Genomic DNA, 25,060 nt, shown 5'->3' with positions numbered 1-25,060 from the left:
CCAGATACTGCTGGCGCTGGACGCGGGCGTGCTGCGTAAAATTCGCCACACCTTCAGGGGATGAGCGCGAGCAAGGCATCGCGGTTTGTTTTTGGGCGCGACGGGCTCTGCTCTGAACACCGGCACAGCCGCCATGCATTAGAGGAAAGTCGGTACCCTGAAAACACAAAACCCTTGACCCTCATAAAGGGAGCCAAGGGTTTATGCTTGCTTCAATTGGTGGAGCCGGGGGGATTTGAACCCCCGTCCGCCAGTTCTCCACTGTCGGTACTACATGCTTAGCCGTGTCTATTGAGTTAACCCTCAGCCGCCCGACGGGCAGGGTGCATTGGGCGAGTTGTGTAAGTTTTAGCCACTTCGTCCACAACGTACTACGCGGCGATCCTGTTCTGCATGACAATCACTTCAGGTTTACAGGCATCCCCTAGTGATCGCTGGAGCCGAAGCTACCAGAAGGACTAGTCGCGCCGCTTACGCAGCGAGAGCGTAGCCCTCGTAGTTTTCGTCATTGGCAACTATAGAAAGTTGCAACAGTTTATTTACGACTTCTGTTACCAAGTCGGCATGCACCTCGAGCTTCGCTACCGGCGTCGAATCCTAATCGGCCCCAAAACTTTTCGGTTACAGATAGGACGTGAAGTGTACGGCAAAGGTTCCTCAGCGTCGACTGCGGATTCCGTCCGGGGAGGCTATGATGGCGCCTCGCATCTGCCTGCGCCCTCAGCAAAGGAGCCGTAATGCCGAGTTCTAGCCGCTACCCTCTCCGTCAGTGGATCTGGCGCGCGTTTGTGCAAAGCGCACTGATCCCGCTGATTCTGGTGGAGTCGGTGTTGATTGCGGTGTATCTGCTAAGCAACCAGGCGATTCGCGATGCGCAGATCGGCCATCTGCAGGAGACGGCGGTCAAGGACCTGGCTAGCGCGGCGTTGCGTGAGGGGCAGATCATTGACAGTCGCCTGCGCTCGATCGAGTCGCTGGTGCAGGTGTACCGTGATGCCACCCACAAGGCCCTGCTCGATACCCGCTTTGAGGCTGACGAACTCGAGCGTCAGCGTCATGCTGTGACCGACGGCGTCTTCTATACCCGCAGCGATGACGGGCGTGCGGCCTCCTTCTATGCCAACAGCACGCCGCTGGCACAGCAGGATCACGCCAAGGTGATGCGCCTGTCGCAGCTCGATCCGCTGATGAGTTCTATCCGCCAGGCCAACCCGCTGGTGGCAGCCCTGTATTTCAACACCTGGGATAGCTACAACCGCATTTACCCCTGGTTCGATACGCCCGCGCAGTATCCCCACGACATGGTGATACCTGATTACAACTTCTATTACCTGGCTGACGCCAAGCACAACCCGCAGCGCAAGGTGATGTGGACCGAGGTGTATCTCGACCCCGCCGGCCTAGGCTGGATGATGTCGGCTATCGCCCCGGTGTATCGCGACGATTTTCTAGAAGGTGTGGTCGGTCTCGACGTGACCATCGGCCAGATCCTGGGTGAAATCGCCGAGCTCAACGTGCCCTGGCAGGGCTACGCGATGCTGGTCAGCCATGACCACAACATCATGGCGTTGCCGAAGGCCGGGGAACGGGACTTCGGTCTGCGTGAGCTGACCCAGTATTCCTACGATGAAGCCGTGCGCCGTGAGGTGCTCAAGCCCGAAGACTTCAACCTCACCAAGCGCGAGGGCATGGCGTCGCTATTGCAGGCGATGAATGAAGGTAATGGCAGCGCGCAGGAGGTGATGCTCGGTGGCCGCAAACAGTTGGTGGCCTGGAGCGAGATTCCACAGACCGGCTGGCGCCTGTTGCTGGTGGTGGACGAGGAGCAGATCTTCCATGACACCAACCAGCTGGCCGAGCGCTACATGCAGATCGGTTACCTGCTGATCGCAGGCCTGGCCGGGTTCTACCTGTTGTTCTTCGCCCTGATGTGGCTGCGCTCGCGCCACCTAAGCGACCAGCTGTCGAGGCCCATCAATGGCATTGTCGACATGGCCGCCAGTCTCGGTCAGGGCAAGTATCTGCCCGCCGCACCGGACAGCCATATCGCCGAGGTCAGCCGCCTGGCCGATGCCGTGCAGCAGGCCGGCAAACAGCTAAAAGCCAGCGAGCATGAGCGACAGGAGGCGCAAAGCATCCTGCAACTGGTGCTGGAAAGCACCACCGAAAGTCTCTGGCAGATCGATACCGCTGCACTGACCATCGAGCTCAGCGAGCGCTTCGTGCGGCGTTTCGGGTTGGGCGCGTCGCTGCTGACCTTGAGCGAGTTCAATCAGCGTGTGCACCCGGACGATCTGGAGCGCTTGCGTCACCTGCGCAAGCTGTTCGCCGACAGTGGCGAGGAATACTTCGACGCCGAGTATCGTTATCTCGATTGCCGTGGCGAATACCTCTGGCTGCTCAGCCGTGGCAAGGTGCTGTCGCGTGACGAGAGCGGCTGGCCGCTGCGCATCGCCGGTACGCACGTCGATATCACGCGGCTCAAGCAGGTGCAGGAGGAGTTGCGTCACGCCAGCCTGGAAGCGCTTGCCGCCAGTCAGGCCAAGAGTCGTTTCCTGTCGAGCATGAGCCATGAGCTGCGCACGCCGCTCAACGCTATCCACGGCTTCGCCCAGTTGATCGAGATGGAGGTGCAGGACAAGAAGGATGCCACGCTGGAGACCGATTACTCGCGTGAGATCGTCAGCGCCAGCCGGCATCTCACCTCGCTGGTCGATGACATCCTCGACTTGTCGAGCATCGAGAGCCGGCGCCAGCAGTTGCAATTCCAGCCGATCGAGATCGGCAGCCTGCTCAAGGGCTGTGCCGAGCTGGTGCAGCCCGAAGTGCAACAAAAACAGCTGCAACTGCAGGTGATGGAGGCGGCCGATCCGCCATTGTTCGTACAGGGCGACCCGCGCCGGGTAAGGCAGATTCTGCTCAACCTGCTGTCCAACGCGATCAAGTACAACAGCCCGCGCGGGATGATCCGCATGGGCTACGAGGTGCGTGCCGACTGCGTGCGCCTGTGGGTCGACGACACCGGGCCGGGGCTATCTAGCGAGCAGTTGGCGCAGCTGTTCCAGCCATTCCAGCGCCTCGGCCGCGAAAGCTCTAATATTCCCGGTACCGGCATCGGGCTGGTGCTGTGCCGCGAGTTAGCCACGTTGATGGATGGCGAGATCGGCGTGCGTAGCGAGGCGGGAGTGGGCAGCCGTTTCTGGCTCGACATTCCCAGTGCGGCAAGCCCTGAAGGGCTGGGCGACGAGGTTGACGACGTACCAGCGCAGAGCGTGCAGAGCCTGGTGCAGGTGCTGTGCGTCGAGGATCACCCGGCCTGCATGAGGATTCTTCAGGCGTCATTGCGTGAGTTTGCCGAAGTCAGGGGCGTGAGCTCCTGCCAGCGGGCACTGGCTGAGTTGCAGGACAATGAACCAGCGCTGGTGCTGCTGGATATCGACTTGCCCGACGGCAGCGGACTCGAGGTGCTCGATGCCATGCGCGCCGAGCCTCGCTTGCGTGATGTCCCGGTGATGGTGATCAGCGCAGTGGCCGACGCCCGGTTGTTTGAGGATGCTCGGGCACGCGGAGCGTCAGCCTGCCTGAGCAAGCCGGTGGATCTGCAAGAGGTCAGGCAGGTGGCGCTGGGTCTGCTTTACAGCGGCTTCTGAGCGCTCACTCGCTGGCCGACAGCAGGTCCAGGGCTTCGCCGAGTACCTTGACCGACTCGGTGTGATCGCCAGCCTTGTGCAGGGCTTCGCCCTCGGCGCGCAGCTCCTTGACCTTGGCCAGCACCTCGGGGTCGGACGGTGGATCGCTTTGCAGCAGTGCATCGATCTTGGCCATGTCCTGCGGGCAGTGCATGGCCCACAGCGGCAGGCTGATCAGGGCAGCGGCGAGAAACATGAGCGTGCGACGCATGATGACTCTCCTGAAACGGGTGAAGGAGATTTCAGTATAGAAGCGCGCCTTCTGCGTGCTGCCCTTTAGTAGTGATACCAGCGCAGCTCCAGTTTCACTTCATTGACCGGGCTGGCCATCTGGCTGAATTCGCGCTGGGTGCTCAGGCGCAGGCCGAGGTTGCGCGAGACCTCCCATTGTTGATTGAGCGATAGACGTCGGCGTACTTCGCCGTTGTGGAAGTAATCGCCTGCAGCTTCCAGGGTCATGTTGCCCAGCGGGTTGCGCCAGAGCAGTCCGCTGTTGAATCCGAGTGCCGGAGAGATGACGGCGGCAAAGTCCTCGTTGTATTCCAGGCGTGCGGTGCCGAGGGCAAAGCCCAGTAGGTCGTCGTGCAACTGCCAGGTGGCGCCGGCGCCGCCGCTGATATGGCCGACCAGCCGGCTATCGCCATCTTCGCCTAGCACCCGCTCCAAACCGCCGCCGATCTGCCAGGACAGCGGCTGCAGCAGGGCCTTGCGTGGTGTCAGCGAGCGGATATTGGCCAGATCCAGGCGTTGCAGCTGCCAGTGGTTGTTCTCGTACTGGCGCAGCTTGAGCTGGAAGATCTCGATCTGCGCGCCAAGTGGGAAGCCGTCGAGGTTGTCGGTGAGGTCGTGGTAGGCCATGCGCAGGCCGTACTCGGCAAAGGCGCGATCATCGCGGCTGCCGCCAGCCAGTTGCCAGGTGCGTGATTCGTGGCCTTCCTCAGGCAGCGGCGGGCGCTCGACTGCCAGTGGCGGTGGCGGGTTACGATTGATCGCGCCGAGTAGCTGGAAGCTGCGCTGGGCGTTGCTGCTGCGCTCTTCATCGTTGGCGTGGTAGCGCACCAGACGGAAGGCGGCGTCCTGGATCAGGGCACGGCGTTCCGCCGGCAGGGCGAGGAAGGCGCTGTCGTCGAGTTGCGTTGGGTCTTGGCTCAGGCGCAGCACCCAGGCCTGTTCGTCGCGCTCCAGCGGTTCAGCGCGGGCCAGCAGTTCGCCCTCGCGCGAGGGGCGGTAGTCGATGCGTTCGATCAGCCCGGCATCCTTGACCGCGCGCACGGTGTCGGTGGGGATGGCAGTCAGCGGGAAATGTTCGGTCAGCTCGATGCCAGGGCGGGCGATTTCCAGCAGCTCCAGCAGGCGGTACGAGCAGTTCTCGTCGAAGAAGAAGTAGTCGAAGCGGATCTGCTTGAGTTCCCAGACGTGCTCGACCATGCGCGCGGTTTCTTCCGGCGTCAGGTTCAGCCGGTATTCCCATAGGTCGCGATTTTCCAGGCGGTTGTATTCGCTGAGTTTTTCGCGGTACGGCACCAGGGCGAACAGGCCTGGATAGCCACCCATCAGGCCGCGCCAGGCGTAGAGGATGCTGTTGTCGTTACCTTCGATGAACGCGCCGAAATTCAGCGCGTAGCTGAGCAGTGCGGTGTTGTGGCTGTCGATATCGGCCTGGTCGATGCGCAGCAGTGTGTGGCCGAACATTGATGACGGGCTATTCAGGTACGCCGCCGGGAACACCAGCACCGTGCTGTGTGGATTGACGTCGGCGAACCAGTTTCGATATTCGGCGCAGTCGGGGCTGGGCAGGTCATCGAGTTGCAATTGCGCCTTGAGCCAACGAGTGCGCGCCGGGTAGACGCACTGCGGGTGGCGGTCGCCCAGTTCGGCAGGTTGGTACAGCGCCTTCAGGGTCGCATGCAGTTCGGCTGCCGGGTCGCTGTCGCCATCTTCGGCGAGAAAGAAATCGTCGTCGTCGACATAGCTGCGCCAGCCGCCGAGCTTGCCGGTTTCATAGTGGCCGAGGGCGATCCAGTAAGGATCGTTGGCCAGTTGTTCGAGCGTGGCGGCGTGCAGGGGAAGGCTGAAGCTCAGGGCAAGGACCGCGAATATCCGTTTCAAGATCGCTGTTCTTCTGGTCATGGCGATGGCCGAGCTTTGGCCACACGGCAGACTGGTGTCAAGGCAGTCGACGTCGGCATTTTGCGCAAGTGCTGGCCGGTGTCCATTGTGGGCGTCGCGCGGTGCATCACGGTTGAGTTGCTCTTCATTTTTTGAATCAAGCCTTGATCCCTTTCGCGCCGCAGGCCCAGAATCGCTCCATGTTTTGCGGAAACTTCCGCCCGCTATAAGGATTGCCAATGTCCAAGCGTAGCCTCGATGCTTTGCGCCTTGCCCCCGACTCACTGACCCGCCCCTTTGCCCCCGAGCAATTCAACTTCAGCAGTACCGATGACCTCGAGCCCTTCCGCGGCGTACTGGGCCAGGCTCGCGCAGTCGAAGCCCTGCAGTTCGGCGTGGCCATGCCGCGCCCTGGTTACAACGTGTTCGTCATGGGCGAGCCCGGTACCGGACGCTTCTCCTTCGTCCAGCGTTACCTCAAGGCTGAAGCCAAGCGCATGGAGACGCCGGCCGACCGGGTTTACGTCAACCACTTCGACGAGCCACGCGAGCCACGTGCGCTGGAGCTGCCAGCCGGTACCGCGAGTGAATTCATCGCCGACATCAACCTGCTGATCGACAACCTGCTGGCCACCTTCCCGGCGGTGTTCGAAACCCCGACTTACCAGCAGAAGAAAAGCGCCATCGATCGCGGCTTCAACAAGCGCTATGACCAGGCGCTTGACGTGATCGAGCGGCTGTCGCTGGAGAAGGGCGTGGCCCTGTACCGCGACAGCACCAATATCGCCTTCACCCCGATGGCCGACGGCAAGGCGCTGGACGAAGCCGAGTTCGCGCAACTGCCCGAAGCCGAGCGCGAGCGCTTTCACGCCGATATCGCCGCGCTGGAAGAGCGCCTCAACGAGGAGCTGGCCAGCCTGCCGCAGTGGAAGCGCGAGTCGAGCAACCTGCTGCGTCAGCTCAATGAAGAGACCATTACCGTTGCCCTGCAGCCGTTGCTGGCACCGTTGTCGGAGAAGTACGCGGAAAACGCCGATGTCTGCGCCTATCTCCAGGCCATGCAGGTCAACCTGCTGAAAACTGCCGTCGAGCAACTGGTGGATGTCGACAAGGCTGACCCGCAACTGCGCAAGCTGTTGGAGGAAATGTACTGCCCGAGTCTGGTGGTTGGTCACCATGCCAACGGCGGTGCGCCGGTGGTGTTCGAGTCGCACCCGACATACGACAATCTGTTCGGCCGTATCGAATACAGCTCCGATCAGGGCGCGCTGTACACCAGCTACCGGCAACTGCGCCCCGGCGCGCTGCACCGCGCCAACGGCGGCTATCTGGTGGTCGAGGCAGAAAAAATGCTGGGTGAGCCCTTCGTCTGGGAAGCGCTGAAGCGTGCCCTGCATTCGCGCCAGTTGAAGATGGAGTCGCCGCTGGGTGATCTCGGCCGCATCGCCACCGTCACGCTCAACCCGCAGGTCATCCCGCTGCAACTGAAGGTCATCATCATCGGCTCGCGTCAGCTCTACTACGCGCTGCAGGATGCCGATCCCGACTTTCAGGAGATGTTCCGCGTGCTGGTCGACTTCGACGAGGACATCCCGCTCGCCGAGGAAAGCCTGGAGCAGTTCGCGCAATTGATGAAGACGCGTACCTCGGAAGAAGGTATGGCGCCGCTGACTGGTGCTGCCGTGGCGCGTCTGGCTACCTATAGCGCACGTCTGGCTGAACATCAGGGGCGTCTGTCGGCGCGTATTGGCGATTTGTTCCAGCTGGTCAGCGAGGCGGACTTCATTCGCCAGCTCGCCGGAGAAGGTCTCACCGATGTCGGTCACATAGAGCGCGCACTCAAGGCCAAGGCCACCCGCACCGGGCGTGTGTCAGCGCGGATCATCGACGACATGCTGGCCGGCATCATTCTGATCGACACCACGGGCGCGGCGGTGGGCAAGTGCAACGGTCTGACCGTGCTGGAAGTCGGCGACTCGGCTTTTGGCGTGCCAGCGCGGATTTCCGCCACGGTCTATCCCGGCGGCAGTGGCATCGTCGATATCGAGCGTGAGGTCAGTCTCGGTCAGTCCATCCACTCCAAGGGCGTGATGATCCTCACCGGCTTCCTCGGCAGCCGCTACGCACAGGAATTCCCGCTGGAAATTTCCGCCAGCATCGCCCTGGAGCAGTCCTACGGTTACGTCGACGGCGACAGCGCGTCACTCGGTGAGGTCTGCACGTTGATCTCGGCGTTGTCGCGCACGCCGCTGAAACAGTGCTTCGCCATCACTGGCTCGATCAACCAGTTCGGCGAAGTGCAGGCGGTCGGCGGCGTAAACGAGAAGATCGAAGGCTTCTTCCGTCTGTGCGAGGCGCGTGGCCTGACCGGCGAGCAGGGGGTGATCATCCCGCACTCCAACGTCGCCAACCTGATGCTTGACGAGCGCGTGCTGCAGGCCGTGCGAGAAGGCCAGTTCAACGTCTACGCCGTGCGTCATGTCGACGAGGCCCTGAGCCTGCTGGTCGGCGAGGCGGCTGGTCACCCGGATGAAAAGGGGCGCTTCCCCAAAGGCAGCGTCAACGCTCGGGTGGTAGAACGTTTGCGCGATATCGCCGAGATCGGGCTGGAGGAAGAGATCAAGCCGGCTGACGCGGACAAGGCGAAGGCCGAAGCCGAGGCGGCTGCTGTGAAACCGGCCAAGGCGCCGCGGCGCAAGAAGGGGGAGGGTGAAGGCACTGTGGGCTGAGCAAATATTGCACGATTGTCACGGATCGCCCGGGGCAGGTGCATCTTGATTGTTGCTCACTACTCATGCACAGAGTTATCCACAGATTGCGTGGATAACTTTGGCCTTCACAGTGCGGCTGCTCGGGGTGTAGGCTGAAGCCTGGATTCTGCGAGGGTCGCCGCCATGTCGCGCAGCCTCTGCCTCACCCGTCAATGCCTGGGCCTGGTCACTCGCATCGAATGCGTGATCAGGCCACTGGCAGGAGACAACGGACGTTGGACACTGCTTTGCGCCGCCGGTATGTCGGGGGCGCAGCCTTCCGCGATCAAGGCGCAAGGCCCGTTCTATGGGCCTTCCGTCGCCGAGGATGCCCTGGCGGCGATTGCCGAGAGCCTGGCTCTGCAGGGCTACGTCGAATGCTCTGAAGCGCCGATCTGGCGTCTGCACCTGCAGGCCGAGTTACGCCGGGTCAATGGTGAGCGGCACAGCGCTGCCGGGCCCTTCCAGCGCCATCCTGAAACCGACGGACAGAGCTGAAGCGCCCGAATCATGGCGCGTTCGGGCAATCCGGGCGTTGCCGCCGGGCTGGGGTTATCCACAGTGCTCAGGCACCTTCTTTTGGTGCAATGCGATGGGTATACTCGCCGCGATTTCCCCCTCCTTCAGTGAGCCCTCCATGGAACGCTTCATCGAAAACACCATGTATGCATCGCGCTGGTTGCTGGCGCCGATCTACTTCGGTCTTTCTCTCGCCGTGCTCGCCTTGTCGGTCAAGTTCTTCCAAGAGCTTTATCACATCCTGCCGCAGATCTTTTCCCTGGCCGAAGCCGACGTGATCCTCAAACTCCTGTCGCTGATCGACATGGCGCTGGTCGGTGGGCTTTTGGTGATGGTGATGCTGTCCGGCTACGAGAACTTCGTTTCACGCCTGGATATTCACGAAGGCACCGAGAAGCTGAGCTGGCTTGGCAAGATGGACTCCAGCTCGCTGAAGATGAAAGTGGCGGCGTCCATCGTGGCGATTTCGTCCATCCACCTGCTGAAAGTGTTCATGGATGCGAAGAACTACGATCTGGAGTACCTGAAATGGTACGTGATCATTCACCTGACCTTCGTTGGTTCTGCCTTCGCCATGGGCTATCTGGACAAGGTCACCAAGCACGACTGATCCGAAGCCGCCTCGCAACCGCCCGTCCGAACGTGACGGGCGTTTTGCTTTCTGGGCTTGAGCTTTTTCTTTGTTGTACAAGAATTGTTTTTGTATAAGTTCTTGTATAGTTAAGGTCGGAGGCAAGCCTGATGAACCTGAATGATCTGTCCACTCACGCCCAAGCCGGGCGCATCGATGAACTGAACCTGATCTCGCTCGAAGGCGGCATCTATCTGCTTGAAGCGCGCATGGACGGGCGGGCGCACCCGATCATCAATGAACAGGGCAACACGCTAAACCTGCGCTCGGTGGAGCATGCACGTGATGTCCTGCAGGAAATACCGGCGCTGCCGTTTTTCCTGGTGCACAGCTCGGTCCATGATGAAATGTGCGGCATGCCTTCGGCTGACAACAGCCTGCGCGTGCCTCTCGCTTTTCGCTCCAACTGGTGACTGCCGCCTTTGCACCGGCCGCGACGTTGCAGGGCAGGGCCCTGGCCGTCGTGGAGGTGAAGACCACAGGCGTGCATCCGGCACGTGATGCCATCTGGGAGCTGGCGATCATTCAGGTCGATGGCGACGGTACTGTCGAAGCGCGCCTGCACTGGCTGTTCGAGCCTGGCGTGGCCGTACCCCCGCCGTTGCTCAGCCTGGCAGGCCTGCATCCGTTGGAGTTGCATGGCCAGCCGCGTATCGAATGCGAGGCGCAAGCCATTGCCGAGGCCATTCGTGGCCGCGTGTTGGTGGGCCACAACCTGCGCTTCAGCCTGGCGTTCCTGCGCCGCGTGCTGCCCGAGTGGAAGCGCCTACGCCCACCCCAGCTGTGCACACTGCGCCTGGCCAGAGCGGCACTGCCAGAGCTGGCGAGCGCCAGTTTCGATGCACTCTGTACGCATGTCGGCATCGCGCGGTTTTTCCGCGATCGTGCGGTGCCGGATGCCGAGGCCGCCCTGGCCTTGGCCCGGCAGCTGTTGACGCGGGTGGCACCGTCGGCGCTGGGCAGTCAACTGCGTAGCGCCGCACGTCCACCCCTGCTGGCGGCGGAGCGTTTCGCCCGGTTGCCGGAGCGGCCTGGCGTGTATTACTTCCTGGGTGATGGCGGGGCGCAGCTTTACGTGGGCAAGAGCCGTAACTTGCGCCGCCGGGTGATGTCGCATTTTCAGAACGATCACCGCGACCGTCGCAGCCTGCAGATGGTGCAGCAGATTCGCGACGTGCAGCTGGCAGTCACTGCCGGTGAACTGGGCGCGCTGCTGCTCGAGTCTGCCGAGATCAAGCGCCTGCAACCCTTGTACAACCGTCGTCTGCGCAAGCAGCGCGAGCTGCTGACCTGGGCGCTGGCGGGCGAGCCTGGTGAGCTGCACATCGAACTGCTGCAGCACCATGCACTGAGGCCCGGGCTCAGGCATGTTGGGCTGTTCCGCTCGCGTCATCAGGCGCGTCAGTGGCTACTGGAGCAGGCGCGCGAGCGGCGTCTGTGTCTGCGCGTGCTGGGGCTGGAGGAGGGCGAGGGTGCCTGCTTCGCCTATCAACTGGGGCGCTGCGCGGGCGCCTGCTGTGGTGAGGAACCGCGCTCGGCCCATGACAGGCGGCTGCTTGCCGGTGCCGAGCGCCTGCAGACCCAGGCCTGGCCCTGGAGCGGGCCGGTAGCGCTGGTCGAGCACGACGAGCAACACGGCCTCACTCAGTGGCACGTGCTTGATCAATGGCGTCATCTCGGTACGGTCGATCAGCTCGAGCATGCCCAGCCGCTGCTGGCCGCGCGTCGTGGCGGCTTCAATCTCGATACCTATCGCATCCTGCTCGGCCATATGTGCCGCCACCCGAACATGGAGATCGTTCCACTGTGAGTGCACGCCGTCTGATTCTGATCCTGGGTGACCAGCTTACCCATGGCCTTGGTGCATTGAATGACATCGACCGCGAGCACGACCACGTGCTGCTGGCCGAAGTGATGGAAGAGGCCAGCCATGTGCCGCATCACCCAAAGAAGATCGCCCTGATCTTCAGCGCCATGCGCCATTTCGCCGAAGCCTTGCGTGAGCAGGGCATGCAGGTGCATTACGTGGCTCTGGACGATCCGGACAACACGGGCTCGTTGCCGGGCGAGCTGCTGCGCTGGACGCAACGGCTCGACCCTGCCGAGGTGCATCTGACCGAGTGCGGCGACTGGCGCCTGGAGCAGGCGCTGCGTCACTGTGGCGTGCCGATCCACTGGCATCAGGACAGCCGCTTTCTCTGCAGCCGCGATGCGTTCGCTGACTGGGCCAAGGGGCGCAAGCAGTTGCGCATGGAGTTCTTCTACCGTGAGATGCGCCGCGACAGCGGGCTGCTGCTCAACTCTGACGGCACACCGGAGGGCGGTGCCTGGAACTTCGATGCGGACAATCGCAAGGCATTGCCCAAAGACATACATCCACCCGCGCCGCTGAGTATCGAGCCGGATGCCATCACCCGTGATGTGCTGGCGCTGGTCGAGCGGCGTTTCACCAGTCATTACGGCAGCCTGGAGGGTTTCGATTATCCGGTCACGGCCGAGCAGGCCGAACGCCTCTGGCAGTATTTTCTGGCCCAGGGCCTGGCAGACTTCGGTGACTACCAGGACGCCATGGCCGATGGTGAGCCCTTTCTCTTCCACTCGCGCATTAGCGCTGCGCTGAACATCGGCCTGCTCGATCTGCGGCGGATCTGCGCCGAGGTCGAGGCCGCCTATCGTGCCGGCGACGTGCCGCTGAACGCCGCCGAAGGCTTCATCCGTCAACTGATCGGCTGGCGCGAATACGTGCGCGGCATCTACTGGCTACGTATGCCGGAGTACGCCGAGGGCAACCGCTTTGGCAATTCACGAGCGCTGCCCGAGTTCTACTGGACCGGCAAGACGCGGATGAACTGCATGCGTCAGGCCATCGGCCAGACTCTGGAGCATGCCTACGCGCACCATATCCAGCGGCTGATGGTCACCGGCAACTTCGCTTTGCTCGCCGGCATCGCGCCCAAAGCCATCTGCGACTGGTACCTGGCCGTGTACATGGACGCCTTCGACTGGGTGGAGCTGCCCAACACCCTGGGCATGGTGATGCATGCCGACGGTGGCTACCTCGGCTCCAAGCCTTATTGCGCCAGTGGTCAGTACATCAAGCGCATGTCCAACCATTGCCAGGGCTGCAGCTACAAGGTGAGCGAGAGCACCGGCGAGTCGGCCTGCCCGTTCAACGCGCTGTACTGGCATTTTCTGATGCGCCACAGCGAGCCTCTGGAGCGCAACCCGCGCATTGGTATGGTCTACCGCAACCTGGCGCGCATGACCGAGGCCAAGCAGCAGGCGCTGTGGGACTGGGGCGAGCGTCTGCTGGCCAAGCTCGATGCCGGGGAGATGCTGTGAAGAAAAGCGAGTTGCCGGTGAAGACCTGCGCTGTCTGCGGCCTGCCGTTCAGCTGGCGCAAGAAGTGGGCGCGCTGCTGGGACGAAGTGCGCTACTGCTCCGAGCGCTGTCGGCGTTCGCGCTGAGTGGGTGACCGGAGTCGGCTCCGGGCACCCGCTGCGATGGCTCAGACCTGAAAGCGCGCGACCATGCTCTGCATGTTGGCGGCCAGGCTCGACAGCGCTCGGCTGGCGGTGCTGGTCTGTTCCGAACCAGCCGAGTTCTGCAGCGACAGGTCGCGAATGTTTATCAGGTTGCGATCCACTTCACGGGCAACGTGGGCCTGCTGTTCGGTGGCACTGGCGATCACCAGGTTGCGGTCGCCGATCTCGGCAATCGACTGAATGATCTGATCCAGCGCGACTCCCGCGTCCTCGGCGATGTCCAGCGTCTGCTTGGCTAGCCCGTTGCTCGATTCCATGGCGCGCACCGCCTGTTCGGTGTCACCTTGCACGGTACTGATCATGGTCTCGATCTCGCGGGTGGATTGCCCGGTCTTGTGCGCCAGGGCGCGCACTTCATCGGCAACCACGGCAAAACCGCGACCCGCTTCGCCTGCACGTGCAGCCTCGATGGCGGCGTTGAGGGCAAGCAGGTTGGTCTGTTCGGCGATGCTGCGAATCACGTCGAGTACCTGGCTGATGCCACGGATCTTGCCGGCCAGTTGGCCGAAGTTGCTCGAGGTCGAATCGACATCGGCGGCCAGTTGGTTGATCGACGACAGCGTCTGAGTGATGCGCTCGCTGCCCTGGCGGGCAATGCGCCCGGATTCGCTGGAGCTTTCCGAGGCACTGGCGGCGTTACGCGCCACCTCATCCACGGCGCTGCTCATTTCGGTGACGGCGGTGGCGGCCTGGTCGATCTCCAGGCTTTGCTGGTGCAGGTTACGCGCGGTGCCATCAGTGACGGCACTCAGTTGTTCAGCGGCCGATGCCAGTTGATTGGAGGCGTCGGCGATCTGTTCGATGGTGCCGCGCAGATTGCCCTGCATGCTCTTGAGCGCCTGCAACAACTTGGCCGGCTCGTCATTGCCCTGGGTGTCGATCTTCAGGGTCAGATTGCCGCTGGCCACCGAGTCCGCCACCTGTACCGCGTCAGCCAATGGCTTGACGATGCTGCGAGTCAGCAGCGCGGCGAGTATCACCGTGGCAATGGCCGACAAGGCCATGACCAGCAGGGTGCCGCGTGTGGCCTGGGTGTAAACGGCATTGGCAGCTTTGGCTGCGTCCGAGGCGCCTTCGCGGTTATGCGTGATCAGCTCGTTGAGCGCTTTGGTCATCGCATCGGCTTGTGGGTTGAGGCTCGTGTAAAGGAGTGCCATGGCCGCTGCGCGATCATTGCTGCGCAGATGCTCGGCGAGCTGCGCGCGAGTGGCCAGGTACGTACTTTCGTAACGTTTGAAGTCGTCGTAGTGCGCGCGCTCTTCCGTGGAGCTGATCAGACCCTCGTAGCGTTGTTGCATCTGTGCAAGGTCATCGAGCAGTGCCTGTGCCAGGGCCGTGCTCTCCCGAAGTTGCGTGGCGTCTTCACTGAGTAGCATGCGCAATGTGGCTGAGCGTAGGCGCAAAATGTCTTGAGATACGTCGCCAAGGGTATTGATGCTGGGTATCCAGTTGTCGTCTACCTCAGTGGAGCGGTCATGCATGCTGCTCATCTGCAGCAGCGAGAAGCCGCCGAGGGCGAAAACCAGCAACGCGATCAAGCCAAATCCTATTGCAGCACGAGGGGCTATGGAGATGGATCTGAAGTTCATGGTGGCAGTACTCAAAGATGTAAGAGATGACTAGCGGGCTGAGGCGTTACGTGACGTTATCAAGGTCCATCAGTCTCCTTGAGGGCAATCGCTGAGGTCGTGCTGGAGGGTCTCGATCTGCTCATAGAGGCTCTCCACCAGTGCGACCAACTCTGGGTCGAAATGCTTGCCGGACTGTTCACGAATAAACGCCTGGGCTTTTTCGATGGGCCAGGGCGCCTTGTATGGGCGTGGCATGCGCAAGGCGTCGTAGACGTCGCAGATGGCGACGATGCGCCCGGACAGCGGGATTTGTTCACCGCTCAAACCATCGGGGTAGCCGCTGCCATCCCATTTCTCGTGATGGGTCAGGGCGATCTCCGCGGCCAGCGTGGTCAGCTCGGAGGCATGCTGGTCGCTCAGAATGGCGTGGCCGATGGCGGGGTGCTCCTGCATCTGCCGGCGTTCATCATCGGTCAGGGGGCCGGGTTTGAGCAGAATGTGGTCGGGTACGCCGATTTTGCCGACATCATGCATAGGCGCTGCCTGACGAATCAGCTCTACCCATTCGGCGCTCATGCCCAGGGCCTCGGCGATCAGTGCGGCGGACTCGCCAATACGCAGGATGTGGTTGCCGGTCTCGCTGTCGCGATAGGCGGCTGCTCGCGACAGGGTGCGCACCACGGCGCTATAGCTCTGGGTCAGCTGGGCCGTGCGTTCGCGTACGCGTTGCTCCAGTGTCGTGTTGGCTTCATACAGGGCAATGCTGGCCTGGCTCAGTTGCAGGTTGCTGCGTACCCGCAGGATCACCTCGGGCAGGTCGACGGGTTTGCTCAGATAATCGTTGGCGCCCAGTTCCAGGCCGGTACGGCGGCTGGCCGCGTCGTTCAGCGCGGTAATGATGATGATCGGGTTGCTGCTGCGATCACGGTCGGCCAGCGCGCGGAGAATGTCGAAGCCGTTCGGCGCCGGCATGTCCAGATCGAGCAGCAGTAGGCTCCAGGGGTTGTGCTGCAACCAGTCCAAGGCGGCGGCCGAGTCGGAGAAACTGATGGTGTCGCGCAGGCCAAAGGCCCGGAGGCTGGACTCCAGCAGGCGACTGTTGGCGATCACATCATCGACGATGACCACGCGTGATTGGCGAAAGTCCTTAGACAGCATCGTTAGCCTCCTTGCCGGTCAGGTCGCAGACCAGTTGGTGTAGTTCATCAGGGTCGATGGGCACGCCGAGCAAGGCGCTGGCGCCCAGACCGACCAGTTCCTGCAGCTGATCTTCACGGCTCAGCAGAATCACCGGCAGGTCCGCCAGCTCGGCGCTCTGGTGCAGGGTGCGGAGCAGGTCGCGGCCGTCCAGGCCATTTAGTTCGACGCTGAGCAACAGCAGATCAGGACGTCTGCTGTGAAGCGCTGCCAGCAGTTGCTGGCCATCCTCGAACTGCTGCAGATCGATATCGGCCAGTGCCTGGCTGACGATTTCACGGTTCGTGCGGTCGAGGTCGCCGTGATAGACGCATGCCTGAAGCGGCGTCGATTCAGGTGCTTCAGCTTGTACCGGGGGGACGTGGCGCGGCAGGTCGATCCAGAACTGGCTGCCCTTGTTCGGCTCGCTGTGCAGGCCCATCTCGCCATTCATCAGCGCTGCATATTCCTTGCACAACGATAGGCCAATTCCGGTGCCCTGGATGGCGCCGTTCTCCTGGCCCAGGCGCTGGAAGGGTTCGAACAGCAGCGGTTGCAGCTCGCTGGCGATGCCCATGCCGGTGTCGCTGACCATCAGCCGTACACGGTCATCATGTTCGGTGCAGCTCAGGCTGATGCTGCCAGATGGGGTGTACTTGATGGCGTTGGACAGCAGGTTGAGCAGCACCTGGCGCAAGCGCCGTTGGTCCGCCAGTACCGGCACGGCTGTTTCCGGCAGCGCCAGCTTGAGCGCCAGGCCATGGGCTTCGACTTCCGGTGCGACCAGGTCGGCGCACTCGTTCATCAGGGCGACGGCGTCGACCTTGGTCATGTCCAGGCGTGGCTGGTCGCTCTGTAGGCTCGACCAGTCGAGGATATCGCCCACCAGCTGGTTGAGGTGGCGGCTGGCGAGCAGGATTTCCTCGAGGTAGTCGGTGTCCTGTTTGTCCGGCTGCTCCTGCTGTATGCGCATCAACTGTGCGAAGCCCTGGATGGCGTTGAGCGGGGTGCGCAGCTCATGGCTCATGCTGGAAATGAACTGGCTCTTGGCGCGGCTGGCTTCCTGGGCCTCGTGGCTGGCGCGCTGAAGCTGGGTGGCGCTGCGTTCCAGGCGCTGGCCCATGGATTCGACGTCATCGATGATGGCTTCTAGTTCGTCGATGGTGGTCGCCGGGCGTTTCGGCTTCCAGTTGCCCTGGCCAATCTCACGGAGCATGGTGACTATGCCACCGATGGGTTTGCGCAGACGCTCGGTCAGCTCGCGGGCGCGGCCCCACATGAAGGCAAAGAACACCAGATAGAACAGCACCAGACCGCCGATCAGCAGGTAGCCGATGTTTCGGTAATGGCTGGCGAGTTCATTGGTCTGGCTGAATACCTCCATCTCATCGACCACCGCCAGCAGATGCCAGTCGGTGGATGGGATCGTTGCCCAGGCAACCAGGTGTGGACGGTCGTTGAGATTCACGGAAAGCACGCCTTTGTCCCGCTGCGCAATGGCGTTGGCGAGGCCTTCGGTATCGGCACGTTTGAGCAGATTGAAGTCCTCGGGTTTGAACAGTTCCGAACTGATGGCTTCGTCGTAGGAGTGGGTGGTCAGTTCATCCAGGCCGAAGTCGTCCTCTCCGGCTGGAGGCAAGGCCATGATGTTCATTTCGTTGCTGACGATCACTCCATATCCGTTCCATGGCACCTCGAGGCTCTGGATATGTTCGAGCAACTTGCCGACTGTGATGTCCAGGCCGACTACGCCTTCGAGAAAGTCCCCGCGTAGCACCGGGGCAACGGCCGAGAGCATCCAGCCCTGGCCTGCTGGGTCGAGGTAGACATCGGTCCAGGCGACCTTGCGTTCGGGGTTGTGCTTGGCGTCAGCGAGGTAATAGAAGTTGTAATCGGGTATCACCATGTCGTGGGGATACTGCGCGGGTGTGTCGAACCAGGGATAGATGCGGTTGTAGCTGTCCCAGCTGTTGAAATAGATGCTGGCCACCAGCGGGTTCTGCTGCACGATTTCGCGCATCAGCGGATCAAGATTGGCCAGGCGCGCGACTTTTTGCAGGTCCTGCTGCTCCAGCGGTGTGGCGTTGGAGTAGAAAGATGCCGCGCCACCTTCATCGCTGGGGCTGTAGCGCACCCCGCTGGGCGTCACTGCCAACTCTGCCGGCGCGACCGGTTGGTTGTCGTTTAGCGTGCTCTGGGTCAGGGAGGCGTAGGTGCTGGTCAGACGAGCAATATGGCCCAGCTCGCTCTCGACCAGGTGAGCTTCCTGACCCGCTGCAGCCTGCAGGTCGCTCAACGCGGTCGAGCGCAAGTGGGATATCTGTGCGTCACGGATGGAGACGTTGGTGAGCAGATAGACGCTGATCAGTACTGTCTCCACCAGGATCAGTGGAATCAGAGCCGTTTGCACGAATGCACGCCATATCCATGTCCGAAGACTGACTCGAGAGCCGTTTTGCATGACGCACGCTCCTGCGGGGCGAACGAATGATGTCGATATGATATCTGGGATTTTCTTAAGTAAGGCTTAGCTAAAGGTAGTAGCTATTGCGCCAGATCAATGCTCTTGTGCAGGCGCTGAATTCAGTGGATGAAAGGTATGGCAGGTGTCGGGTAACTTTGGGTTCTGTGCTAGTCTGGCCGGCCTTTTTCACAGCCCCAAGCGGAGCCTTTCATGTCCGAATTCAACTTCAGCCCCGATCTGTCCTCCGATGAAGGTCGCGTCAGCTATGGCATCGGTCGTCAACTCGGTGGTCAGTTGCGCGACAACCCGCCGCCCGGTGTGGACCTGACTGCCATCCTCGCCGGTCTGACCGACGCGTTCAGCGGCCAGGCCAGTCGTGTTTCCGAAGCCGAGCTGGGCGCCAGCTTCAAGGTCATCCGCGAAATCATGCAGGCTGAAGCGGCCGCCAAGGCCGAAGCCGCTGCTGGCGAAGGTCGTGCCTACCTGGCCGAAAACGCCAAGCGCGAAGGGGTGACCGTATTGGCCTCCGGCCTGCAGTACGAAGTGCTGGTCGCTGGCGAGGGCGCCAAGCCGTCCGCCGAGGATCAGGTGCGTACCCACTACCACGGCACGTTGATCGACGGCACCGTGTTCGACAGCTCCTACGAGCGTGGCCAGCCGGCTGAATTCCCGGTTGGTGGTGTGATTCCGGGTTGGGTCGAGGCGCTGCAACTGATGGGCACCGGTAGCAAATGGCGCCTGCACGTGCCGAGCGAGCTGGCCTACGGCGCCCAGGGTGTCGGCAGCATCCCGCCGCACAGTGTGCTGGTATTCGATGTAGAGCTGCTGGATATTCTGTAAGTCTTGGGACGCAAGCTGTCGCTTCGGTGCGCACAGCGCACCCTACATGGCAGCCTGATCCAACGAAACGGGGCACCCTGCTGACAGGGTGCCCCGTTTTGTCTTTCAGGATGGGCGCAGGGCCCGTGCGTAGCAGTACAGAAACAGGCTGCGCACCAGCTCTTTGAGCACGATGGGTTCGCTGGAGCTGAGCTCGTGCAGGTCCAGGTCGCCCTGGTCGCGCAGCTCGTCCAGCGCTTCTTCTTCCAGCATGGCGCAGACTTCCCCGGTTTCGCGGTTGAGGATGCGCAGGTAGGGATGCGGGCGGTCCAGCCAGGCATCGATCAGGTAGGTCATGGCAGGTCTCCTTGGCCGTCATTACGTAACTGAGAATAATTCCTATTACATAAATAGCAAGGGTTAATTGCGACCTTTTGTCGTTTGCCTGTTTTCAGTGGGGGCGGACAGGTCGAATGCTTGTCCGCCCTGCGTACCTTCCCCGCCTGTGAGCTGGAGGGCCGCAGCCTGCGTCACGGCGTCCATTCTGCCGCGCAGGCCGAAGATGCTGGGGCGAGCCGCGTGCTGCGTGCCACGCCGGTTCGCAGGTTGGCTCAGGAGCCCAGGCGGCGAGTCACTTCGCCCAGTTGGCCGGACATGTCATGCAGGTTGCGGCTGGCCTTCTGCGTGCGCTCGACGTTGTCCTGGTTGGCGCTGGCGATGGCGGTCAGCTCGGTGAGGTTGCGCGAGATGTCCTCGGCCACCGAGGTCTGCTCTTCGGCGGCGGTGGCGATCTGCTGGTTCATGTCGCGGATGGCCTCTACCGCCTCGGTGATGCGCTGCAGCATGGCGCCCGCCTCGGTGACCTGGGTCACGCCCTGTTCGCTGCGCTGCTGGCCGCTCTCGATGGCGCGCACGGCATTCAGTGCGCCGTTCTGCACGGTATCGATGATCTGGTTGATCTCGGCGGTGGATTCGGCTGTGCGCTGGGCCAGGGTGCGCACCTCGTCGGCGACCACGGCGAAGCCGCGGCCCTGTTCGCCGGCGCGCGCGGCCTCAATGGCGGCGTTAAGCGCCAGCAGGTTGGTCTGCTCGGCGATGCCGCGGATCACTTCCAGCACCTTGCCGATACGCCCGCTGTCGCTTTCCAGGCGACGGATCACCTCGGCGGTGTTGGCGATCTCGCCGCGAATGTCGGTGATGGTGGCGATGGTCGATTGCATCACCGTGCTGCCCTGGCGCGCCGAGTCGTCGGCATCGTTGGCCGCATGCGCGGCGTCTGCGGCGTGGCGCGCGACTTCCTGGGCAGTGGCGGACATCTCGTGCATGGCCGTGGCGACCTGATCGGTGCGCTCGAACTGCTCGCTGACGCCCTCGGTCATGCGTGAGGCGATGGCGTTCAGCTCGCTGCTGGCGCTGTCGAGGTTCTGCGTACTGTGGTGCAGGCGCTCGCTAGTGCTGGCGAGAAAGTCGCGCAGGGTGTTCGCGGCGCGCGCCAGCAGGCCCAGTTCATCTTGTCGGGTGCTTTCCACGCGTTGGCCGAAGCGGCCTTGGCTGAGTTGGTCGACATGGCCGATCAGGTGGCGGATGGGAATGATCAGATTGCGATTGACCAGCCACAGGCTGAAGACGGCGATGACCAGGGCGGCGGCCAGCATCACGATGGTGCCACTGAGAATGGTACGCGCGGCGCTGGCGTTGATCTGCTCGGCCTGGCTCAGGCTGTTCTGACGCAACTGCTCGACCAGTGCCGTCATCTGCTCACTGGCGGCGCGATCGATACCTCTGACGGCTTCATCGCCGGCTCTGGCATCGGCTCCGGCGGCCACGAAGGCGTCGCGGCCCTTGCGGTAATTGCCACCAAGCGCCTGATGTTCGCTACGCAGGCGCTCGACCTGCGTCTTCAACGCCGGGTCGGCTGCGGCGACCCCGGTCAACTGGCCGAGAATATCCTGCACCTTGCGCTCCTGCGCTTCGAACTGGCTCCAGTAGCGTTGCAGATTGGCGCTGTCCTGGCCGCGCAGCAGGACGTTCTTCCATTCCTGCACCTGAATCTTGAATTCGACGTTGGCCGCGTCGATCAGGCGCGAAGACTCCAGCGGCCCATCGAGCAGGCCACGGTAGGATTGAATGCCGCTGGAGAGAAAGCTGAAGCAGGCCAGAGCGGTGATCAGGATCAGTGCCAGACTGCCGCCGAGCAGGGCGAGAATCTGCGCGCGCAGGGATTTTTGCAGGAACATGATGGGATGCCTCGGAGGTCAGGCGCAGCGGGACATGTTCAGCGTAGTTGGTGAATGTTGCAGATTTGTGAAATGTCTAGATGGGTCGTCGCATTGCCGGATGAGCGAAAGATCAGTTGACGATTCTGATGCTTGAATGATTGCGCAATCATCTTAATCTGACTCGGGTTGTCCATTTTTGGCGACCCATCGGGGCGCCGAGTTTCATCACGAGGAAGAGTCATGACCGATAACTCCACCCCACGCGCCGACGATGACCGCATCACCTGGCTCAGTCTGCGCTCGGTAGCGCTGCCGTTGGCCAACCCGATCAGCGATGCCAAGGTGCTCACTGGCCGGCAGAAGCCGATGACCGAGATCGCCATCCTGATCGCCGAGATCGAAACCCGCGATGGTCATCGTGGCCTCGGTTTCAGTTACTCCAAGCGTGCTGGTGGCCCGGGCCAGTTCGCCCATGCCCTGGAAGTGGCGCCGAACCTGATCGGCGAGAACCCCAGCGATATCGCCAAACTGTGGGACAAGCTGTGCTGGGCCGGCGCGTCGGTCGGCCGCAGCGGCCTGGCGAGCCAGGCCATCGGTGCCTTCGACGTCGCCCTGTGGGATCTCAAGGCGCGCCGCAGTGGCCTGTCGCTGGCACGTTTGCTCGGTAGTCATCGTGACTCGGTGCGCTGCTACAACACCTCCGGCGGCTTCTTGCATACACCGCTCGATCAGTTGCTGAAGAACACCGATATCTCCCGCGAGAAGGGCATTGGCGGTATCAAGCTCAAGGTCGGCCAGCCTGACTGGGCGCTGGATATCCACCGCGTCAGCACGGTACGTGAGCATCTGGGTGAGAGCTTCCCGCTGATGGTCGACGCCAACCAGCAATGGGACCGCCCGACCGCGCGGCGCATGTGCCGTCGCCTGGAACCCTTCGACCTGATCTGGATCGAGGAGCCGCTGGACTGCTACGACGCTGAAGGCCACGCTGAGCTGGTGCGTCTGTTCGATACACCAATCGCCACCGGCGAGATGCTCACCAGCCCCGCCGAGCACTGGGAGTTCATTCGCCAGCGCGGCGCCGACTTCCTCATGCCCGATGCGCCGCGTGTCGGCGGTATCACCCCGTACCTGCGCGTGCAGACCCTCGCCGAACAGGCTGGCATGACCCTGGCGCCACATTTCGCCATGGAGTTGCATGTGCATCTGGCCGCCAGCCACACGCGCGAGCCATGGGTCGAGCATTTCGAATGGCTGGAGCCACTGTTCAACGAGCGCCTGGAGATTCGCGACGGACGCATGTTGGTGCCGACTCGTCCGGGCCTGGGTCTGAGTCTGAGCGAGCAGGTTGCCGGCTGGACGGTGCAGCAAGCAGAGGTCGGCAAACGCGCTTGACGCGTCAGCTCTGCGGGTAGATGTCGAGCGCGGCCTGGCGCACAGCTGCGATCATCGACGGTAAGGCCGGGTTGTCGTTGTCGTCGCGCCAGACCAGATGCAGCTCCCCGCTTATACCTTCGGGTAGCGGCAGCTCGCGGAAACGTACCTGCTCGAAGCGGATGGCGCTGGCGCTACGCGGCACCAGTGCCAGCCCCATACCGGCATTGACCAGCGACAGGATGGTCAGAGTCGAGCCCAGCGCCTGCACGAATTCCGGCTGGATGCCGCTGGCGCGGAACAGGCCGGTGTGCAGTTCGTTGAAGGGCTGCCAGGCGGTATGTGCATAAAGGATGAAGGGTTGGCCATGGAGCATTTCCAGGGTCGGCCTTTCGTGCTGCGCCAGCGGATGTTCGGCGGGCGCAGCCAGCACGAAGGGTTCGCGCAGCAGGCATTCGCTGACCAGGCCGGGTTGCTGCAAGGGCGCTCGGACGATGGCCAGGTCCACACGGCGGGCGCGCAGTGCCTGCACCTGTTCGAAGGTACTCATCTCCAGCAAGGCGATATCCACCCCAGGACGTTCGCGCTTGGCGGTGGTGATCGCGCGCGGCAGCACGTCATACACCGCGCTGGCGACGAAGCTGATGTTGAGTGCGCCGCTTTCGCCGATGGCAGCCAGCCTGGCGCTTTGCGCTGCGCGGTGGGCCTGGTCGAGCAGAGCCTGGGCTTCGACGAAGAAGGCGCGGCCAGCTGCCGTCAACGCCACCGAGCGGGTGCTGCGGGTGAACAACGCCACGCCCAACTGGTGTTCGAGCAGCTGGATCTGCCGACTCAGTGGCGGCTGAGTCATGTTCAGGCGCTCGGCAGCGCGGCGGAAATTCAGCTCGGCGGCCAGGGTGGTGAAGCAACGCAGTTGCGATAGCTCGAACACTGATTCAATCCAGGTATCAATTGAGTAGAAAACTAGATTAGACCTGGATCAATGGCAGCGTCCATCATCGCTCCACGCTTTCGCGTCCGGAGTGACGATGAGTCTCGACCTTTACACCCCTGATCCGATCACATGGATCGGCCTGCGCTCGGTGGATCTGCCACTGGCTCGGGCCGTGAGCGATGCCAAGGTGTCCACTGGTCGACAATTGCCGCTGTCGGCCGTCAGCCTGTTGTTCGTCGAACTACAAACCCGCCAGGGGCATGCCGGGCTCGGCTTCAGTTACACCCTGCGCACCGGTGGCCCGGCGCAATACGCCCATGCCCGCGAGCTGGCACCGCTGCTGCTCAACGAAGATGGCAACGATATCGCCCGTTTATGGGGGCGGCTCAGTTGGGCCAGTGCCTCCATCGGCCGCAGTGGTCTGGCAGTGCAAAGCATCGCGGCGTTCGACACGGCGTTGTGGGATCTCAAGGCGCGGCGGGCCGGTTTGCCGCTGGCCAAGCTGCTCGGCGCCCAGCGTGACGCGGTGCCTTGCTACAACACCTCTGGCGGTTATCTGCAGGCGCCCATCGAGGAGGTCATCGACCGTGCCGGGCAGGCGCTGGCGGGCGGCATCGGTGGTATCAAGCTCAAGGTCGGGCAGCCGAATCAAACTGAAGATCTACGCCGCGTGCGGGCCTTGCGTCATGCCCTCGGTGATGAAGTGGCAGTGATGGTGGACGTCAACCAGCAGTGGGATCGCACCACGGCGCTACGCATGGGGCGCGCTCTGGAAGAGCTGAACCTGACCTGGATCGAGGAGCCGCTCGATGCGCACGATCTGGATGGGCATGCGGCGTTGTCCGCGCAACTGGTCACCCCGGTCGGCAGCGGCGAGATGCTCAGCAGCGCGGCCGAGGCGTGCGCTTACGTGGAGCGCGGCGCGGTCGACGTGATCATGCACGACGCACCGCGAGTCGGTGGTATCACACCTTTCCTGCAGGTTGCCGAGGTGGCCAGACGGCACGGCCTGGTCATGGCGCCGCACTTCGTCATGGAACTGCACATCCATCTGGCGGCTGCCTACGAGCATGCCACCTGGGTGGAGCATTTCGAGTGGCTGGAGCCTTTGTTCAACGAGCGCCTGGAGATTCGCGGCGGTTGCATGCAGGTGCCGATGCGGGCCGGGCTAGGCCTGAGTCTGAGCGAGCAGGTGGCGGGCTGGACAGTGGCGCAGGACGCTTTTGGAGTGCGGGCGTGAGAGGGGAGGTGCTGGTGTTC

Annotated in this window: 19 protein-coding genes, 1 other RNA gene and 1 pseudogene; 11 read left to right on the top strand and 10 right to left on the bottom strand. The window is 62.5% G+C overall.

Annotation, left to right across the window (positions count from 1 at the left end):
• Positions 1-217: 217 nt before the first annotated feature.
• Positions 218-609, bottom strand: a transfer-messenger RNA (tmRNA) gene (gene ssrA, locus RTH74_RS02780).
• 128 nt (positions 610-737) lie between these two features.
• Between ssrA and RTH74_RS02775 the strand changes: the two genes are divergently transcribed.
• The gene (locus RTH74_RS02775; RefSeq protein ID WP_316913667.1) at positions 738-3,650 is read left to right on the top strand and encodes an ATP-binding protein; all 2,913 of its coding nucleotides are present in this window, start codon (positions 738-740) and stop codon (positions 3,648-3,650) included.
• Between the two features lie 4 nt (positions 3,651-3,654).
• On the opposite strand, the gene RTH74_RS02770 is transcribed toward RTH74_RS02775, so the two are convergent.
• A complete protein-coding gene (locus tag RTH74_RS02770) occupies positions 3,655-3,900 on the bottom strand; it encodes a hypothetical protein (RefSeq protein WP_013714364.1) in 246 nt (81 codons plus the stop codon).
• Positions 3,901-3,965: 65 nt separating this feature from the next.
• Entirely contained in the window at positions 3,966-5,819 is a 1,854-nt protein-coding gene (locus RTH74_RS02765; protein WP_316913666.1) for a DUF4105 domain-containing protein, read from the bottom strand.
• 218 nt (positions 5,820-6,037) lie between these two features.
• On the opposite strand from RTH74_RS02765, the gene RTH74_RS02760 reads away from it, so the two are divergent.
• The 7 genes from RTH74_RS02760 to RTH74_RS02730 all read left to right on the top strand — a co-directional run bounded on the left by RTH74_RS02760 (position 6,038) and on the right by RTH74_RS02730 (position 13,165).
• On the top strand, positions 6,038-8,527 hold the full coding sequence (locus RTH74_RS02760) for an AAA family ATPase (RefSeq protein WP_316913665.1): 2,490 nt from the start codon (positions 6,038-6,040) through the stop codon (positions 8,525-8,527).
• Between the two features lie 165 nt (positions 8,528-8,692).
• Positions 8,693-9,046, top strand: a complete 354-nt coding sequence (locus RTH74_RS02755; RefSeq protein ID WP_125834025.1) for a hypothetical protein — start codon at positions 8,693-8,695, stop codon at positions 9,044-9,046.
• 139 nt (positions 9,047-9,185) lie between these two features.
• Entirely contained in the window at positions 9,186-9,677 is a 492-nt protein-coding gene (locus RTH74_RS02750; RefSeq protein WP_004423362.1) for a TIGR00645 family protein, read from the top strand.
• A 131-nt stretch (positions 9,678-9,808) separates the two neighbouring features.
• Positions 9,809-10,111, top strand: a complete 303-nt coding sequence (locus RTH74_RS02745; protein WP_099522261.1) for a DUF6482 family protein — start codon at positions 9,809-9,811, stop codon at positions 10,109-10,111.
• A complete protein-coding gene (locus tag RTH74_RS02740) occupies positions 10,108-11,508 on the top strand; it encodes an exonuclease domain-containing protein (RefSeq protein WP_316913663.1) in 1,401 nt (466 codons plus the stop codon). The genes RTH74_RS02745 and RTH74_RS02740 overlap by 4 nt, the downstream gene beginning before the upstream one ends.
• A complete protein-coding gene (locus RTH74_RS02735; protein ID WP_316913662.1) occupies positions 11,505-13,040 on the top strand; it encodes a cryptochrome/photolyase family protein in 1,536 nt (511 codons plus the stop codon). The genes RTH74_RS02740 and RTH74_RS02735 overlap by 4 nt, the downstream gene beginning before the upstream one ends.
• A complete protein-coding gene (locus tag RTH74_RS02730; RefSeq protein WP_021488275.1) occupies positions 13,037-13,165 on the top strand; it encodes a DUF2256 domain-containing protein in 129 nt (42 codons plus the stop codon). The genes RTH74_RS02735 and RTH74_RS02730 overlap by 4 nt, the downstream gene beginning before the upstream one ends.
• Positions 13,166-13,206: 41 nt before the next feature.
• Here RTH74_RS02730 and RTH74_RS24095 read toward each other — a convergent pair whose 3' ends face one another.
• From RTH74_RS24095 to RTH74_RS02715, 4 genes and pseudogenes are all read right to left on the bottom strand, one after another.
• Positions 13,207-14,070, bottom strand: a complete 864-nt coding sequence (locus tag RTH74_RS24095) for a methyl-accepting chemotaxis protein (protein ID WP_420713131.1) — start codon at positions 14,068-14,070, stop codon at positions 13,207-13,209.
• Positions 14,065-14,832: pseudogene (locus RTH74_RS24090) on the bottom strand (MCP four helix bundle domain-containing protein); the annotation flags it as partial. The pseudogene RTH74_RS24090 and the gene RTH74_RS24095, both read right to left, overlap by 6 nt.
• A 69-nt stretch (positions 14,833-14,901) precedes the next feature.
• A complete protein-coding gene (locus RTH74_RS02720) occupies positions 14,902-15,972 on the bottom strand; it encodes an HD domain-containing phosphohydrolase (protein ID WP_280058836.1) in 1,071 nt (356 codons plus the stop codon).
• The gene (locus RTH74_RS02715; RefSeq protein ID WP_316913660.1) at positions 15,962-18,451 is read right to left on the bottom strand and encodes an ATP-binding protein; all 2,490 of its coding nucleotides are present in this window, start codon (positions 18,449-18,451) and stop codon (positions 15,962-15,964) included. Before RTH74_RS02715 ends, RTH74_RS02720 begins: the two co-directional genes overlap by 11 nt.
• Positions 18,452-18,664: 213 nt before the next feature.
• On the opposite strand from RTH74_RS02715, the gene RTH74_RS02710 reads away from it, so the two are divergent.
• A complete protein-coding gene (locus RTH74_RS02710) occupies positions 18,665-19,294 on the top strand; it encodes an FKBP-type peptidyl-prolyl cis-trans isomerase (RefSeq protein ID WP_021488279.1) in 630 nt (209 codons plus the stop codon).
• A 105-nt stretch (positions 19,295-19,399) separates the two neighbouring features.
• On the opposite strand, the gene RTH74_RS02705 is transcribed toward RTH74_RS02710, so the two are convergent.
• Entirely contained in the window at positions 19,400-19,630 is a 231-nt protein-coding gene (locus RTH74_RS02705; protein WP_004423370.1) for a hypothetical protein, read from the bottom strand.
• Between the two features lie 254 nt (positions 19,631-19,884).
• The gene (locus RTH74_RS02700) at positions 19,885-21,510 is read right to left on the bottom strand and encodes a methyl-accepting chemotaxis protein (RefSeq protein WP_316913659.1); all 1,626 of its coding nucleotides are present in this window, start codon (positions 21,508-21,510) and stop codon (positions 19,885-19,887) included.
• A 222-nt stretch (positions 21,511-21,732) separates the two neighbouring features.
• Here RTH74_RS02700 and RTH74_RS02695 point away from each other — a divergent pair, with 222 nt between their 5' ends.
• Entirely contained in the window at positions 21,733-22,887 is a 1,155-nt protein-coding gene (locus tag RTH74_RS02695; RefSeq protein WP_316913658.1) for an L-talarate/galactarate dehydratase, read from the top strand.
• Positions 22,888-22,891: 4 nt separating this feature from the next.
• Here the strand turns inward: RTH74_RS02695 and RTH74_RS02690 are convergent, their stop codons facing one another.
• The gene (locus RTH74_RS02690) at positions 22,892-23,797 is read right to left on the bottom strand and encodes a LysR family transcriptional regulator (RefSeq protein WP_279921251.1); all 906 of its coding nucleotides are present in this window, start codon (positions 23,795-23,797) and stop codon (positions 22,892-22,894) included.
• 97 nt (positions 23,798-23,894) lie between these two features.
• Between RTH74_RS02690 and RTH74_RS02685 the strand changes: the two genes are divergently transcribed.
• A complete protein-coding gene (locus RTH74_RS02685; RefSeq protein ID WP_316913657.1) occupies positions 23,895-25,040 on the top strand; it encodes an L-talarate/galactarate dehydratase in 1,146 nt (381 codons plus the stop codon).
• The last annotated feature ends 20 nt before the right edge of the window (positions 25,041-25,060 follow it).

This window comes from Pseudomonas sp. zfem001 (assembly GCF_032621725.1).
Taxonomy (GTDB): Bacteria; Pseudomonadota; Gammaproteobacteria; order Pseudomonadales; family Pseudomonadaceae; genus Aquipseudomonas; species Aquipseudomonas sediminis.
Note: the sequence above shows the minus strand (reverse complement) of the source record. Positions and strands in the feature narration are given on the sequence as shown.